General features: G+C 67.8%; 12 protein-coding genes. 4 read left to right on the plus strand and 8 right to left on the minus strand.

Going from position 1 to position 14,640, the window contains the following annotated elements:
• The first annotated feature begins 16 nt into the window (after positions 1-16).
• Positions 17-1,060 (plus strand): GTP 3',8-cyclase MoaA, encoded by a 1,044-nt coding sequence (moaA, locus tag E2E30_RS08255; protein ID WP_443018395.1) that lies wholly within the window; start codon positions 17-19, stop codon positions 1,058-1,060.
• A gap of 4 nt (positions 1,061-1,064) precedes the next feature.
• Positions 1,065-1,988: an XdhC family protein gene (locus E2E30_RS08260; protein WP_133188933.1), complete on the plus strand. Its 924-nt coding sequence runs from the start codon at positions 1,065-1,067 to the stop codon at positions 1,986-1,988.
• 266 nt (positions 1,989-2,254) lie between these two features.
• On the opposite strand, the gene E2E30_RS08265 is transcribed toward E2E30_RS08260, so the two are convergent.
• The 5 genes from E2E30_RS08265 to moaD all read right to left on the minus strand — a co-directional run bounded on the left by E2E30_RS08265 (position 2,255) and on the right by moaD (position 6,957).
• Entirely contained in the window at positions 2,255-4,585 is a 2,331-nt protein-coding gene (locus E2E30_RS08265; RefSeq protein WP_133188935.1) for a xanthine dehydrogenase family protein molybdopterin-binding subunit, read from the minus strand.
• Complete coding sequence (locus tag E2E30_RS08270; RefSeq protein WP_133188937.1) at positions 4,582-5,568, minus strand: FAD binding domain-containing protein; 987 nt, start codon at positions 5,566-5,568, stop codon at positions 4,582-4,584. The genes E2E30_RS08265 and E2E30_RS08270 overlap by 4 nt, the downstream gene beginning before the upstream one ends.
• Positions 5,565-6,089, minus strand: a complete 525-nt coding sequence (locus tag E2E30_RS08275; RefSeq protein ID WP_133188939.1) for a 2Fe-2S iron-sulfur cluster-binding protein — start codon at positions 6,087-6,089, stop codon at positions 5,565-5,567. Before E2E30_RS08275 ends, E2E30_RS08270 begins: the two co-directional genes overlap by 4 nt.
• A gap of 155 nt (positions 6,090-6,244) precedes the next feature.
• Positions 6,245-6,706: a molybdenum cofactor biosynthesis protein MoaE gene (locus E2E30_RS08280; RefSeq protein ID WP_133188941.1), complete on the minus strand. Its 462-nt coding sequence runs from the start codon at positions 6,704-6,706 to the stop codon at positions 6,245-6,247.
• Positions 6,703-6,957 (minus strand): molybdopterin converting factor subunit 1, encoded by a 255-nt coding sequence (gene moaD / locus E2E30_RS08285; RefSeq protein WP_133188943.1) that lies wholly within the window; start codon positions 6,955-6,957, stop codon positions 6,703-6,705. Before moaD ends, E2E30_RS08280 begins: the two co-directional genes overlap by 4 nt.
• A 209-nt stretch (positions 6,958-7,166) precedes the next feature.
• Between moaD and E2E30_RS08290 the strand changes: the two genes are divergently transcribed.
• Positions 7,167-9,548 carry a TonB-dependent receptor gene (locus tag E2E30_RS08290; protein WP_240699075.1) on the plus strand — a complete coding sequence of 794 codons (2,382 nt, stop codon included), beginning with the start codon at positions 7,167-7,169 and terminating at the stop codon, positions 9,546-9,548.
• A 3-nt stretch (positions 9,549-9,551) separates the two neighbouring features.
• On the opposite strand, the gene E2E30_RS08295 is transcribed toward E2E30_RS08290, so the two are convergent.
• The 3 genes from E2E30_RS08295 to fdhD are packed head-to-tail and all read right to left on the minus strand — an operon-like array spanning position 9,552 to position 12,072.
• Entirely contained in the window at positions 9,552-10,748 is a 1,197-nt protein-coding gene (locus E2E30_RS08295) for a molybdopterin molybdotransferase MoeA (protein WP_133188947.1), read from the minus strand.
• On the minus strand, positions 10,745-11,287 hold the full coding sequence (gene mobA / locus E2E30_RS08300; protein WP_133188949.1) for a molybdenum cofactor guanylyltransferase: 543 nt from the start codon (positions 11,285-11,287) through the stop codon (positions 10,745-10,747). The genes E2E30_RS08295 and mobA overlap by 4 nt, the downstream gene beginning before the upstream one ends.
• On the minus strand, positions 11,284-12,072 hold the full coding sequence (gene fdhD / locus E2E30_RS08305; RefSeq protein ID WP_133188951.1) for a formate dehydrogenase accessory sulfurtransferase FdhD: 789 nt from the start codon (positions 12,070-12,072) through the stop codon (positions 11,284-11,286). Before fdhD ends, mobA begins: the two co-directional genes overlap by 4 nt.
• 153 nt (positions 12,073-12,225) lie before the next feature.
• Between fdhD and E2E30_RS08310 the strand changes: the two genes are divergently transcribed.
• Entirely contained in the window at positions 12,226-14,517 is a 2,292-nt protein-coding gene (locus tag E2E30_RS08310) for an FdhF/YdeP family oxidoreductase (protein ID WP_133188953.1), read from the plus strand.
• Positions 14,518-14,640: the final 123 nt, after the last annotated feature.

Consider the following 14,640-nt stretch of genomic DNA (forward strand, 5'->3'; position numbering starts at 1 on the left):
CCGTTCGCCGTCCCCCATGAGTTTTCCATCTCCGATGTCGAACATCCGCCCAGACACCCCCCCGCCCCCCCCGCTCACTGACAGCTTCGGCCGCCGGATCACCTATCTGCGGCTGTCGGTGACCGACCGATGCGATCTGCGCTGCCGCTATTGCATGAGCGAGGCGATGACCTTCCTGCCGCGCAAGGAAGTGCTGACGATCGAGGAAATGGGGGCGGTCGCCGATGCCTTCATCGCGCGCGGCGTGCGGAAAATCCGGCTGACCGGCGGCGAACCGTTGGTGCGGCGCGGTGTCGACGATCTCGCGCGCTATATCGGTCGGCATATCGCGACGGGTGCGCTCGACGAGATGACGCTCACCACCAATGCGACACGGCTGTCGCAGCATGCCGAGGCGCTGTTCGCGGCGGGTGTGCGGCGCGTCAATGTCAGCCTCGACAGCCTCGACCGCGACAATTTCCGACACATCACGCGGACCGGCAATCTCGACGAAGTGCTCGACGGCGTTGCCGCGGGCAAGGCGGCGGGATTGGCGATCAAGATCAACATGGTCGCGCTGAAGGGTGCGAACGAGGACGAGATCGAACCGATGATCCGCTGGTGCGGCACGCACGGCTTCGACCTCACGCTGATCGAGACGATGCCGCTCGGCGTGGTCGATGAGGACCGCACCGATCGCTACCTCCCGCTCGACGTCGTTCGCCAGCGGCTCGAGGCGCGCTTCACGCTCGAGCGCGACGATCATCGCACCGGCGGCCCGGCGCGCTACGTTCGCGTGCGCGAGACGGGGACGCGGCTTGGCCTGATCACCCCGCTCACCAACAATTTCTGCGAAGGCTGCAACCGCGTGCGGCTGACCGCGTCGGGGCGGCTCTACATGTGCCTCGGCCATGACGACAAGATGGACTTGAAGCAGGTGCTGCGCGAGGGCGGGCCCGCCGCGCTCGATGCGGCGATCGACGCCGCCTTGCTGACCAAGCCGCTGCGCCATGCCTTCGAGATCGTCGACCGAAATGCCGCGCCCGCGGTCGGGCGGCACATGAGCGTCACGGGGGGCTGACACGATGGCCGATAACGAGACGGCGCTCGCGGCATTTACAGCCTGGCGCGGGGCACCGATGGCGATCGCCACGGTCATCTCGACCTGGGGATCGGCGCCGCGCCCGCGCGGCAGCCACATGCTCGTCCATGCCGACGGTCGGCTCGAAGGCTCGGTTTCGGGCGGATGCGTCGAAGGCGACGTGCTCGCGCTCGCCGCCGAGGTGATCGCGAGCGGCACGCCCGAACGCCGCCAATACGGCGTCGCCGACGGCTCGGCGTGGGAAGTCGGTCTGCCGTGCGGCGGGACGATCGAAGTGCTCGTCCAGCCGGTGTCCGACGCGGGCTTCCCGCCCGCGCTGTTCGACGCGATCGAGCATGCGCAAGGGTCCGGACGCGGCGTGACGGTCTATACCGATCTGGCGACGGGGCGCAGCAGCCTCGCGCCGATGCCGGGCGACGGCATCTTCGCCAACACCTATGCCGCGCCGCGCCAGGTGCTGATCGTCGGTGCCGTACAGATCGCGCAGGCGCTCGCGCAGATCGCCGAGACGCTCGGCGTAAAGGCGACGGTGATCGACCCGCGCACGCGCTTCCTGACCGAGGAGCGCTTCCCCGGCGTGACGCTCGACGATCGCTGGCCCGACGAAGCCGTCGCGGCATACAATCCCGGCCCCTCGACCGCGGTGATCACGCTCAGCCACGACCCCAAGATCGACGATCCCGCGCTGATCGCGGCGCTTTCCGCCGAGACCGGCTATATCGCCGCGCTCGGCTCGCGCCGCAGCCATGCCGCGCGGCTCGAGCGATTGGCGGCGGCGGGCTTCGGCCAGGACGATCTGGACCGGATCGACGGGCCGGCCGGGATCGACATCAATGCGATCGGCGCGAGCGAAATCGCGCTGTCGGTTGCGGCTGGAATGGTCAAGGCGCTGCACGACCGCGGTTAGTCTTGCGTGGTTCCGCGTGTCGGAAGCGTTGGAAGCGCTACGGCACGCTTATGCTATCGGGACAGGACGCGCCCCGCCCACAATCCCCATCCGTCACCCCGGGCTTGTCCCGGGGTCCACCGGGCTGCAGGTGCTGCGGCGGCAGAATCCGCCTCACGGTGGACCCCGGCACAAGGCCGGGGTGACGGGTTCGGGGACGAGCGCGTGTGACCGGAGCCGGAGGATCGCGGCGCGAGCTATGATCAATCCCGCCCCAGCCCCACCCCCTACATCAGCTTGTCGAGCGTGATCGGCAAGTCGCGAACGCGCTTGCCGGTCGCGTTGAACACCGCGTTCGCCACTGCCGCGGCGACGCCGGTAATGCCGATCTCGCCGATGCCGTGCGCGCCCATCGGGGCGTGCGGGTCGGCGATGTCGGTCCAGATCACCTCGATCTCGGGCACGTCCATGTGCACCGGCACGTGATATTCGGCGAGGCTCGGGTTCATCACGCGCCCTGTCCGCTCGTCGAACTGCGTCTCCTCCATCAGCGCCATGCCGAGCCCCATGATGATGCCGCCACGGAACTGGCTCGTCGCGGTCTTGGGATTGAGGATCTTGCCGCAGTCGAACGAGCCGAGGAAGCGGCTGACGCGCACCTCGCCGGTCACCGTATTGACGCGGACCTCGGCGAACATCGCGCCGTACGAGTGCATCGACCAATGCTGCGTCTCGAGCGGGGCCGAGCCCGCGGCCTCGACGCTGACCGCGTCGCGCTGCGCGCGCGACAGGATCGAGACATAGCTTTCGCACGCGCTCGGATCGTCGAGCTTGCACAGGCCACCCTCATACCCGCCGACTTCGCTCGGCTTGAGCCCGGCAAGCGGCGAATCGTTGCCCGCCAGCTTGAGCAATTCGGTGAACAGCGCTGTCTGCGCCGCGATCACCGCCGCGCCGATCGACGCGGTCTGCTGCGATCCGCCTGCCATCACCGTTCCCGGCATCTTCGAATCGCCGTACAGGAACGTGACCTGGTCCATCGGCAGCCCGAGCCGCTCGGCGAGCACCATAGTGTGCGTCGTCGCGGTCCCCATCCCCATTTCGTGCGCGGCGATCTCGACCGTGGCGTGGCCATCCTTGGTCAGCGTCAGCCGCGCAGCCCCACCGGGCATGCGGTAATAGGGATAGGTCGCGGTCGCGCAGCCCATACCGACCAGCCACTCGCCCTCACGCCGCGTTCCTGGCGTGGCGTTGCGCTTGTCCCACCCAAAGCGCTCGGCGCCGCTGCGATACGCCGCGACGATGTTGCGCGATGAGAAGGGCGTGCCCGTCGTCGGGTTGGTCTCGGGCTCGTTCGTCTCGCGCAGCGCGATCGGATCGACGCCGAGTTGGGCCGCCAGTTCGTCGACCGCGCTCTCGAGCGCGAAAGTCCCGACCGATTCGCCCGGCGCGCGCATGAAGGTGTTGGCGAGCATGTCGAGCTCGACCGCCTCGACGTTGAGGAGAAAGCTCCCGGCGGCATAGGCCGAGCGCGTCGGCAGGATGAACGGCTCGGGCATATTGTTGTGCGACGTCATCGCGACGACGCCGGTGTGGATCAGCGCATCGAAATGCCCATCGGCCTGCGCGCCGATCGCGACGCGCTGCTCGGTCAGAGTGCGCCCGCCGACCATCCGGTAGACGCCCTCACGCGACAGCATGATCCGCACCGGCCGCCCGGCAAGCTTGGCCGCGGCGGCCGCCAGGATCTGATGGTTCCACAGCGTCTTGCTGCCGAAACCGCCGCCGACATAGGGCGAGGTGACGTGGACCTGCGCCTCGTCGATGCCGAACACCTGCGCGAGCGTCCAGGCGACGTGCGCGACGCATTGCGACGCGTCGTGGAGGATCAGGTCGTCGCCCTGCCAGACCAACGTCGCGCCGTGGAGTTCGATCGGATTGTGGTTGTGGCGCGGCGTGCGATAGGTGCAGTCGACGCTGTGCGGCGCGGCCGCGAGCGCGGTCTCGGCATCACCGATCTCGAGCAGCATCGGCGCGCCCATGAACGCCGCGTTCTTGCGATCGGCCTTGGCATCCTCGAACCGCGTCATCGCGATCTCGGTCTCATACGTGACGACGATCAGCGACGCGGCATGGTCGGCCTGCTCCTGCGTCTGCGCGAGCACTACCGCGACCGGTTCGCCATTCCAATGGATGCGGTCATCCTGCATCACGGGCAACCTGTCACCACCGACCGCCTTCGGCGCGGTCATCATCACCGGCGTCGGGTTCAGCCGCGGCGCGGTCTTGTAGGTCATGACCAGCACCACACCGGGCAGCGCCTCGGCCGCCGCAACGTCGAGCGTGGCGATCCGCCCCTTCGGGATCGTGCTGTAGGCGAGCGCGGCGTAGACCAGGTCGTCGAGCGGGAATTCAGCGGCGAAACGCGCCGCGCCCGTGACCTTCAACGGCCCGTCGAGCCGCGACACCTGCGTGCCGACGAGCCCGTGCTTGTGCGCGATCAGCGGATCGGGAACGCCGCCGGGGATCCAGCTGTCGGGCGCGAGCTCGACTGCTTTCTTCATCACCGCCTGCATCGCGCCCTGCGCAAGCTGCGTGGCGTTTTCGACGATGCTCATGCCTGCTCTCCGCTCAGTTCGGCGAGGGTCGCGACGATCGCGCGCTTGGTCAGTTCGATCTTGAAGCCGTTGTCGCGAAGCCCCGCGGCGTCGGCCAGTTCCAGCTCTGCCGCGGCGCGGACCTTCGCTTCGCTTGGCACCTGACCGCGCAAGGCGGCTTCGGCCTTGAACGCCCGCCACGGCTTGTGCGCCACGCCGCCGAGCGCGATGCGGACCTCCTTGATCGTGCCGTTCTCAGTCTCGAGGGCCGCGGCGACCGAGACGAGCGCAAAGGCATAGCTCGCGCGGTCGCGGACCTTGCGATAGGTCGAGTGCGCCGCGAATGGGAGTGCGGGCAGCGCGACCGACACGATCAGCTCACCCGGCTGAAGTTCGGTATCGCGCTCGGGCGTGCTGCCCGGCAAGCGATGCAAATCAACCAGTGCCATGGTCCGCTCGCCGCCCGGCCCCGCCACGCGCACCTGCGCATCGAGCGCGGCGAGCGCAACGCACATGTCCGAGGGATGCGTCGCGACACACGACGGCGACGCACCCAGGATCGCATGGATGCGGTTGAACCCGTCGATCGCGTCGCACCCCGCGCCGGGCGCGCGCTTGTTGCAGCGCGCGGAGTCGTCGTAGAAATAGCCGCAGCGGGTGCGCTGGAGGAGGTTACCGCCAACGGTCGCAACGTTGCGGATCTGCGCGCTCGCCCCCGCCAGGATCGCGCGCGACAGCATCGGATAGTGCGCGCGGATCGTGCGGTCGGCCGCGAGCGCGGTGTTGGTCACCCCCGCGCCGATCACCACGCCGCCATCGGCGCCAACGGTGATTTCACGCGACAGGCCGGTCACGTCGACCAGCGCCGCGGGCCGCTCGATCGTCTCGCGCATCAGATCGACCAGATTGGTCCCGCCGCCGAGATATTTCGCGTCTGGCGTAGCGCCTGCAAGCGCGATTGCGCCCGCCACGTCTTCGGCGCGGGCATAGCTGAACGGGGTCATGCCGCTTCCTCCTGCCGTGCGGGCGCGGCAGCATAGGTCTCCGCGATCGCCGCGACGATGCCGTTATACGCGCCGCAGCGGCACAGATTGCCGCTCATCCGCTCGCGGAGCTCGTCATGGTCGAGCGCGATCGTCTCGGTGGTCAAGTCGCCCGTAACATGGCTGGGAATGCCGCGCGCGATCTCGTCGGCCATCGCCACCGCCGAGCACAGCTGGCCTGGCGTGCAATAGCCGCACTGGAACCCGTCATGCGCGATGAACGCGCGCTGGAGCGGGTGCAGCCCCTCGGCGTCGGCCAGCCCTTCGACCGTGGTGATCGCGCGGCCCTGATACTGCACCGCGAGCGCGAGGCAGGAATTGATCCGCTCGCCATCGACCAGCACGGTGCAAGCGCCGCACGCGCCCTGGTTGCAGCCCTTCTTGCTGCCCATCAGGCCGAGATGTTCGCGGAGCAGATCGAGCAGCGAGGTACGAAGGTCGACCTCGACCTCGACGGGCCGGTCGTTGATTGTGAATTGCATTCAGCACCTCGCCTCAGGATCCAGGCCGCGGCATTTCCGCGCTCGCCCGGCCGATGGTGAGTCGCCTGATCGCGGCGAGTCATCGGCACTGCTGCTTTACGGCAGAAGACCAGCGTCCGTCACGCGATCTTGCCGCGCACGCACCAAATCAGCGCTTATTTCGGCGCGCGTGAAGCCCACGCTGCCGCAGCGGCGTCATCGGCAGCGCGCGGCTCGACCCAATGCGCTGCGCCGTCGCTCTGCCATTCCTTTTTCCAGAAAGGCGCGGCGGTCTTCGCCCAGTCGATCAGGAAGGCGCAGGCCTCCATCGCCGCGCCGCGATGGCGCGAGGCGGTACCGACCAGCACGATCCGCGCACCGACCGGGAGCCGCCCGTAACGGTGGATCATCGTCACGCCGAGCAACGGCCAGCGCTCCGTCGCGGTCTGCGCGATCGCGCCCAGCGCCTGCTCTGCCATCGCGGGATAGGTTTCGAGTTCGAGCGCGACGGTGTCGGCGGCGTCAGCGCGGACGATGCCGGTGAAACTCGCCACCGCGCCACCCCCCAGCGCCTCGAGCCGCTCGAGTTCGGTCGCGGGGACGAAATCCACCTGCTGGACGCCGATCAGGATGCTCATCCGCCCGTCACCGGCGGGAAGATCGCGACCTCGCGCGCGTCGCCGATCGGCGTCGACAGCGGCGCGAAGGTCTGGTCGATCGCGCAGCGCAGACGCTCGGTGGTGGCGAACACGCCATAGCCCTCGCCGCGCGCTGCCAGCCAGGCGAGTAAATCGTCGACCGTTGCGACCCCCGTCGGCAGCTCGACGACCTCACCATCACGGCCGACCGCTTCGCGCACCCAGGAAAAATAGAGCAGATCGAGTTTCATGCCACGTCACCATCAGCGCCGAACCGACTATCGCGGCGCGTGTTTCTGGGTCGTCACGTAAGACCGAAGCCAGCGTCATGCCACCTCCCTTCGCGCGAAAACGCACCGACCGACAAATTGACTTCCGCTCACTATATTCGACGGTATACAGCGATTCGCAGCGAGCCAAACGCGGCGCGTAAGGGGTTTTGCGAATGCGAGTGTCGATCATGGCCGCCACCATTTCGGCGGCGGCCCTGTGCAGTGCCATGCCGACCGTCGCATCGGCCAAGGATGCGCCGCCCGCTGTCCCCGCCCTGGACAACAGCGCGGAGGGCACGGCCGACATCACCGTCACCGCGCGCCGCCGCAGCGAGGATCTCGAAAAGGTCCCGCTCGCGATTTCGGTGGTGGGCGGCGCACTGATCGAGCGGTCGTACACCGTCAACACCAACCAGCTCAGCCTGCTGGTCCCCGCGCTCAACTACAGCTCGGCCAATCCGCGCAACACCGCCTTCACCATCCGCGGTCTCGGCAGCAGCGTCGTCGCGGTGAGTCAGGCGAACGACGGGCTCGAGCCCGGCGTCGGCTTCTATGTCGACCAAGTCTATCACGCCCGCCCCGCCACCGCCGCGTTCGACTTTTCCGACATCGCGCAGATCGAAGTGCTGCGCGGGCCGCAAGGCACTTTGTTCGGCAAGAACACGACAGCCGGCGCGATTAGCATCACCAGCAAGGCGCCGACCTTCACCCCCGAGGCGAGCGAAGAACTCTCGGTCGGCAGCTATAATTTCGTCCAGGCCAAGGCGTCCGCCTCGGGCCCGCTGATCGGCGATACGCTCGCCTTTCGCATCGCGGGGCTGACGACGCGACGCGACGGCGTGATCGACAATGTCCGCACCGGCGCCAAGCAAAACGGCATCGGCAACCAGGCGGTGCGCGGGCAGTTGCTGTTCAAGCCGACGAGCGATTTCCAGCTCCGCCTCAGCGCCGACTTCACCAATTTCGAGAGCGAATGCTGCACCCAGGTCTATCTGCGCGTCGGCCAGAGCCTGCGCGCCGCGACGCGGCAATATGCCGGGCCGACCGGGCTCGCCGCGCAATTCGGCTATGCGCCGCCAAGCACCAACCCGTACGACCGCAAGACCGACATCGACGCGCAACTCGGCGTCAACACGAACGAGGGCGGCGTCTCGGCGATCGCCGACTGGAACCTCGGGCGGATCGGCACGCTCACCTCGGTCAGCGCGTGGCGCTTCTGGAACTGGGATGCGGCGAACGACCGCGACTATACCGGCATCCCGGTCCAGATCACGCAGCACATCCCCTCGCGCCAGGACCAGTTCAGCCAGGAACTGCGGCTCGCCTCGAACGGCGAGCATCGCCTGGGCTATGTCGCGGGCCTGTACTTCTTCGACCAGAAGATCACCGGCGAGCCGATCAGCATCTACGGCCCCGCCGCGGCGCGCTATCTGATCGGCACGACCACCGGAACCGGCGCGGCGGCGGTCGCGGTGCCGGCGAACCTGCTCGACGGCTATGGCACCGATGGCAACACCCGGCTCAAAGAAGACAGCTACGCCGCCTTCGCCGAACTCAACTACAAGCTCCTGCCGCGCCTGACGCTGACCGGGGGCCTACGCTACACCTATGAGGTCAAGGACGGCAGCTACAGCGCCTATACCTTCGGCGGACCGACCGTCACCAACGCGGCGCTGCTCGCGGCACAGCTCGGCGTGCTGCGCGGGCAGAGCTATTCGGGACACGACACGGAAAGCAACCTGTCGGGCCGCGCGAACCTCGCCTGGCAGGCGACCGATCAAGTGCTGGCGTACGCAAGCTATGCGCGCGGCTTCAAATCGGGCGGGATCAACCTGTCGGGACTGCCGCTCGACACCGCCAACCAGCCGGTGCTGACCACCGCCGTCATCCGGCCCGAGCTCAACACGACCTATGAGGCCGGGCTCAAAGCGGCGCTGTTCGAGCGGCGGCTGACCTTCAATCTTGCGGGCTTCACCACCGCCGTGCGCGATTTCCAGGCGACGATCGTCGACAGCGCGCAGACGGTAGCGCTGCGCGGCTATCTCTCGAACATCCCCAAGGTCACGGTGAAGGGCGTCGAGGCCGACATCACCGCCACGCTCACGCCCCGTTTCCAGCTCCGCGGCAACCTCGCCTACGCGCATGGCCAATACTCGCGCTACCCCGCCGGCCCCTGCCCGCTCGAACTCCAGACCGCCGCGACGGCCGCCTGCAACCTGACAGGGCGGCCGCTCGCCGGGCTGCCGAAATGGTCCGAGACGATCGGCGGCGACTATACGTTGCCGGTCGGCACGCTGGCGGTCATCCTCCATGCCGATTCGAGCTGGCGGACCAGCTATTATGGCGATCCGAGCCTGTCCAAATACACGCTGATCGACGGCTACACCGTCACCAATGCGAGCCTGGGCGTGCGGACCCGCGCCGGCCTCGAAGTCGCGGTGTTCGTCCGCAACGTGTTCAACGCCGACTACATCCAGAACCTGACGATCCAGGCGGGCAATTCAGGGCTGATCCTCGGCACGCCGAGCGACCCGCGCGTGATCGGCGTGACGCTGCGCGCGTACCAATAGCGCTCAGGTCAGCGGATAGACGCGGCGGCGCTCCCCGTCGGGCGTCGTGTCGGCGACCACCCAGCAATTCGCTTCGATCAGCGGGCGCAACGTGTGCGATCGCTGATCGGCGAGGATCCGGATCGCTCCAGCGGCATCGCGCGACGCCTTGAGGAACAGCGTCGTGTCGGGTCGCCGATCGGTGTCGATCTCGACCGTTTCGCCGCGTTCGCGCGGAAGTCCGCTCATCACGCGGAGCGCCGCGCCAAGGAAAAAGCGCGCGCCGAGCAACGCCGCGACCGGGTTGCCCGGCAATCCGAAGAACAGCGTGCCGTTCGGCAGCGTCGCGAACAGCAGCGGCTTGCCCGGCCGCATCCGCACCCCGTGGAAATGCACCCGCGCGCCGAGCCGCGCCAGCGCTCGGCCGAGATGGTCATGGTCGCCGCCCGACGCGCCGCCCGTCGTCACGACGATCGCGCTGTCCGACGCGGCCGCGATCGCGCGCTCGAGTTGCGCGACATCGTCGCTGACCGGCGCGGCGCGCAGCGGTTCGATTCCCTGCTCGCGCAGCAGCGCCGTAAGCATCACGCTGTTGGCGTCGAAGATCGCGGCGGGCCGGTTGACGCTCGGCGGCACGAGCAGTTCGTCCCCGGTCGGCAGCAGCGTGATCGAGGGCCGCCGCGCGACGTCCAGCGCCGCGACCCCATAGCAAGCAAGCGCCCCGATGATTTCGGGCGTCACCCGCGTTCCCGGCGACAGCACGCGCGCACCGGCGGCCGCATCCTCACCGCGACGCCGGACGTTTCGCCCCGGCAGCAGCGGGCGATCGAGAACGAGCGCGCCTTGCTCGATCCGCGCTTCCTCATGCGGCAGAACGTAATCGCACCCGGCCGGGACCGGCGCGCCGGTGCTGATCCGGCACGCGGTGCGCGGCGCGTGCGCGGTCGGATTGATGCCCGCGCGGACCGTTCCCGCGATCGGCAAATGCGATGGCTGCTCCGGCGTCGCTCCCACCGTCTCGGCCGCGGCGAACGCGAAGCCGTCCATCGCGGCCGCATCGAAGCGGGGATAGTCGCTCGCCGCGATCCCTTCGCCCGCCGTCACGCGGTGCAGCGCATCGAGCAGGCCGACCGTCTCGACGCCGAGCGATGCCGACTGTTCGCGGATGATGGCGAGCGCGGCGTCGAAACTCGGCCGCGCGGGGCGTGGTGCGTCGCTCATTCGGCCCGGTCCGCGAGCCGCGCGAGATCGGCGACGCGGTTGACGTTGGGCAGATCGCCCCCCGCATCGATCGCCACCGCGCCGACACGCGACGCCCAACGATAGACCGCGCGATCTCCGCTCTGCGTCAGATGGTGCGAGAGGGGCTCGGTCAGCGCGACGGGCCAATAGCCGATGATCGGCGCCTGCCGCAAAAACCGCGCTTCGCCGCCCGCCATCAACCGCTCGACAAGTGCGGTCGGAAGATACGGCGTATCGCACCCGATCGACAGCACCGCGTCATGCCCGTGCGCTTCGGCGTGCCGCAACGCGGCGCACAGGCCGCCAAGCGGCCCGAGATCCGCCGCCGGCCAATCGGGAATCGCGGCAAGCCCGTCTGGCCGCGTCGTCCGCCCGCAGACGATCACGGTATCGGTCGCCGCCCGCAACGCTGCTGCCGCATGTGCGATCAGCGTCTGCCCGTCGAGCAGCGCGAGCGCCTTGTCGCTCCCGAACCGCGTCGCCTGACCGCCGGCGAGGATCGCGCCGAGCAGCGTCATGCCGCGCCGTGCGCCGCCAGCACCGCATCGCTACGCGCGAGCATCACAACGCGCAGATCGCACGACGCCGCACGCCGCAACGCAAGGTCGGTCGCCGCCGAGATCGTCACGAGCAGCGGGCAATTCGCGAGCGCCGCCTTCTCAACCAATTCGTATGAGCAGCGCGACGACAGCAACGCAAACCCGCCATCCCAGTCGCGCCGCTCGCGCGCCATCGCGCCGATCAGCTTGTCGAAGGCGTTGTGTCGCCCGACATCCTCGCGGACGATCAGCACGTCGCCCTCTGCCGAGCACAAGGCCGCGGCATGGACCGCGCCTGTCGCGCGGTTGAGCGGCTGGAGCGGGCGAAGCGCGTTCAAGCCGCGGAACAGCGCGGCGCTGTCGGCCCGGCTCTGCGCCGTAACGGCGGGCAACGGGCGCAGCGCCTGTTCGAGATTCTCGATCCCGCACATGCCGCACGACGATTCGGACACACGGTGCCGCACGCGTTCGAGCAGATTTGGTCCGCACTCGGGCGCGAGCGCGACGCGCACGATGTCGCCGTCGGCGCGCGAATGCACGTCGATCCCGAGCACTGCCTCGACGCCAGGAATGAGCCGCTCGCTCAACGCGAACCCGGTTGCGAAATCGGCGAGATCGGTCGGCGTCGCCATCATCACGGCATAGCCGACCCCGCTGAACTCGAGCGCGATCGGTCGCTCGACCGCGACCGCGCGGCGGATTTCGCTGTGCGTGCCGTCGGCGCGAATCTGCGCAAACGTCTGATCGAGGGAAGCATCCGTCATCGCATTCCCCTAGCCGATCCATCGGCATCGCCAAATGCGCAATCTCGCGCAAGCGATGCACGGATCATGCGCTTTTGTGGGTGAACCAATCGGTTGCGGTATCGTTCAGCGAAAAGGTCCGCTGTGTCGTGCGGGCGAAATGCGGGAACGGTCATGGTCAAGCAGAAGTCGGACGCCCCTGAAATCGAGCCGTTCGAAGGGCCCGCCGGTGGCTGGGGATCGGTCCGTTCGCTCGCCGAGATCCTGCCGCGCGAACGCGTCGGCCCCGAGGCGCTGCGCGAACTCGTCCGCCAGAACAAGCCCGACGGCTTCCAGTGCGTCAGCTGCGCCTGGCCCAAGCCCAAGCATCTCCACCCCGTCGAATTCTGCGAGGAAGGCGCCAAGGCGACCGCCTGGGAGCTGACCAGCTATCGCACCACGCCCGATTTCTTCCAGCAGCACACGCTGAGCGAATTGCGCGACTGGAAGGATTACGACCTCGAGCAGAACGGCCGCCTGACGCATCCGCTGCGCTACGACGCCGCGACCGACAAATATGTCGCGTGCAGCTGGGACGAGGCGTTCGCCGAGATCGGCGCGACGCTCAAGCCGATGGATCCCAAGTCGGTGGTCTTCTATTCGTCGGGCCGCACCAGCCTCGAGGCATCGTACATGTACGGCCTGATGGCGCGGATGTACGGCAACCAGAACCTGCCCGACAGCTCGAACATGTGCCACGAATCGACCTCGGTCGGGCTCAAGGCGGCGATCGGCGTTCCCGTCGGCACGACGCGGCTCGAGGATTTCGAAAAATGCGACATGATCCTGTTCTTCGGGCAGAATGTCGGCTCGAACGCGCCGCGGATGCTGCATGACCTGCGCAGCTGCCGCAAGCGCGGGGTCGAGATCGTCACCTTCAACCCGCTGAAGGAACGCGGGCTCGAGCGCTTCACCGATCCGCAGAACCCAATCGAAATGGCGACGCTCGGCGAGACCAATATCTCGACGCAATATCATCAGGTGAAGGCCGGTGGCGATCTCGCGGCAATGATGGGGATCGCGAAGTTTCTCGTCGAATGGCACGATGCAGCGCTCGCCGCGGGCAAGCCGCCCGTGCTCGATACCGCCTTCATCGCCGAGCACACGCATGGCTTCGACGCCTTCGTCGCCTCGGTGCGTGCCGCCGACTGGGATGCGATCGTCCATGAATCGGGCCTGCCCAAGGCCGAGCTCGAGGAGTCTGCGCGGCTCTACGCCAAGGCGAAGGCGGTGCTCGCGATCTACGGCATGGGCCTGACGCAGCACGTCAAGGGCGTCGAAAACGTCCGTATGGTCGTCAATTTGCTGCTGATTCGCGGCAATATCGGCAAGCCCGGCGCAGGTCCCACCCCGGTGCGCGGCCATTCGAACGTGCAAGGGCAGCGCACCGTCGGCATCACCGAAAAGACCGAACTCGTGCCCGTCGAGCAGATCGAAAAGCAGTACGGCTTCACCGCCCCGCGCGAGAAAGGCCTCAACACCGTCGAAGCATGCCGCGGCGTGATCGACGGGTCGGTCAAGGCGTTCATCGCGCTCGGCGGCAATTTCCTGCGCGCGGTGCCCGAGACCGAGCCGATGGAAGCCGCCTGGACGAAGCTCGACGTGTCGGTCCAGATCGCGACCAAGCTCAACCGCAACCATCTCTTCCCAGGCAAGGTGACCTATCTCCTCCCCTGCCTCGGCCGGATCGAGAGCGACGTGCAGGCAAGCGGCCCGCAAGTCGTCACGGTCGAGGATTCGACGAGCTGCATCCACGCCTCGCGCGGCAAGGCGCATCCTGCAAGCGAGCATCTGCGGTCCGAACCGGCGATCGTCGGTGCCCTCGCCAAGCAACTCCTGCCTCCCAATCCCAAGGTCGATTGGGACGCCTGGGTCGGCAATTACGCGCTGATCCGCGACGCGATCGAAGAGACGTATCCAAAGATCTTCCCCGATTTCAACAACAAGCTGTTCAGGCCCGGTGGCTATTGGAAGGGGAACAAGGCGTCCGAGCGGATCTGGCTGACGGAGAGCGGCAAGGCCGAATTCTTCGCGCCGAGCGGGCTGTGCGCCACCGGATTCGACGATGCCGAGGGTCGCTTCCGGCTCATGACGCTGCGCTCGAACGACCAGTTCAACACGACGATCTACGGCTATCACGATCGCTTCCGCGGCGTGAAGGGGACGCGCGACGTGCTCTTCATCCACGCCGCCGACATGGCGGATGCCGGACTCTCGGAGGGGCAACTCGTCGCGCTCGAAAGCGATGCGGGCGACGGCATCGCGCGCCGCCGCGACGGGTTGATCGTAACGCCGTACGATATCCCGCGCGGTTGCCTCGGCGCCTATTATCCCGAGTGCAACGTGCTGATGCCGGTCGAGCATTATGCCGAGGAAAGCTTCGTGCCGGCAGCGAAGTCGGTGCCCGTTAGGATTGTCGCCGACTAACCCTACGCCGTCACCCCGGCCTTGTGCCGGGGTCTACCGCGACCCGAGTGTGCCGCCGAAGCGCGCGCGGAACGGTGGGCCCCGGCACAAGGCCGGGGTGACGTATTCGCTTCGATCGAGGAT

The organism is Sphingomonas sp. AAP5, assembly GCF_004354345.1.
Classification (GTDB): domain Bacteria; phylum Pseudomonadota; class Alphaproteobacteria; order Sphingomonadales; family Sphingomonadaceae; genus Sphingomonas; species Sphingomonas glacialis.

Bases quoted from the DNA above. Each gene is read 5' to 3' on its own strand.
- moaA (WP_443018395.1), top strand. From the start codon at position 17: ATGAGTTTTCCATCTCCGATGTCGAACATCCGCCCAGACACCCCCCCG.
- E2E30_RS08260 (WP_133188933.1), top strand. From the start codon at position 1,065: ATGGCCGATAACGAGACGGCGCTCGCGGCATTTACAGCCTGGCGCGGG.
- E2E30_RS08265 (WP_133188935.1), bottom strand. From the start codon at position 4,585: ATGAGCATCGTCGAAAACGCCACGCAGCTTGCGCAGGGCGCGATGCAG.
- E2E30_RS08270 (WP_133188937.1), bottom strand. From the start codon at position 5,568: ATGACCCCGTTCAGCTATGCCCGCGCCGAAGACGTGGCGGGCGCAATC.
- E2E30_RS08275 (WP_133188939.1), bottom strand. From the start codon at position 6,089: ATGCAATTCACAATCAACGACCGGCCCGTCGAGGTCGAGGTCGACCTT.
- E2E30_RS08280 (WP_133188941.1), bottom strand. From the start codon at position 6,706: ATGAGCATCCTGATCGGCGTCCAGCAGGTGGATTTCGTCCCCGCGACC.
- moaD (WP_133188943.1), bottom strand. From the start codon at position 6,957: ATGAAACTCGATCTGCTCTATTTTTCCTGGGTGCGCGAAGCGGTCGGC.
- E2E30_RS08290 (WP_240699075.1), top strand. From the start codon at position 7,167: ATGGCCGCCACCATTTCGGCGGCGGCCCTGTGCAGTGCCATGCCGACC.
- E2E30_RS08295 (WP_133188947.1), bottom strand. From the start codon at position 10,748: ATGAGCGACGCACCACGCCCCGCGCGGCCGAGTTTCGACGCCGCGCTC.
- mobA (WP_133188949.1), bottom strand. From the start codon at position 11,287: ATGACGCTGCTCGGCGCGATCCTCGCCGGCGGTCAGGCGACGCGGTTC.
- fdhD (WP_133188951.1), bottom strand. From the start codon at position 12,072: ATGACGGATGCTTCCCTCGATCAGACGTTTGCGCAGATTCGCGCCGAC.
- E2E30_RS08310 (WP_133188953.1), top strand. From the start codon at position 12,226: ATGGTCAAGCAGAAGTCGGACGCCCCTGAAATCGAGCCGTTCGAAGGG.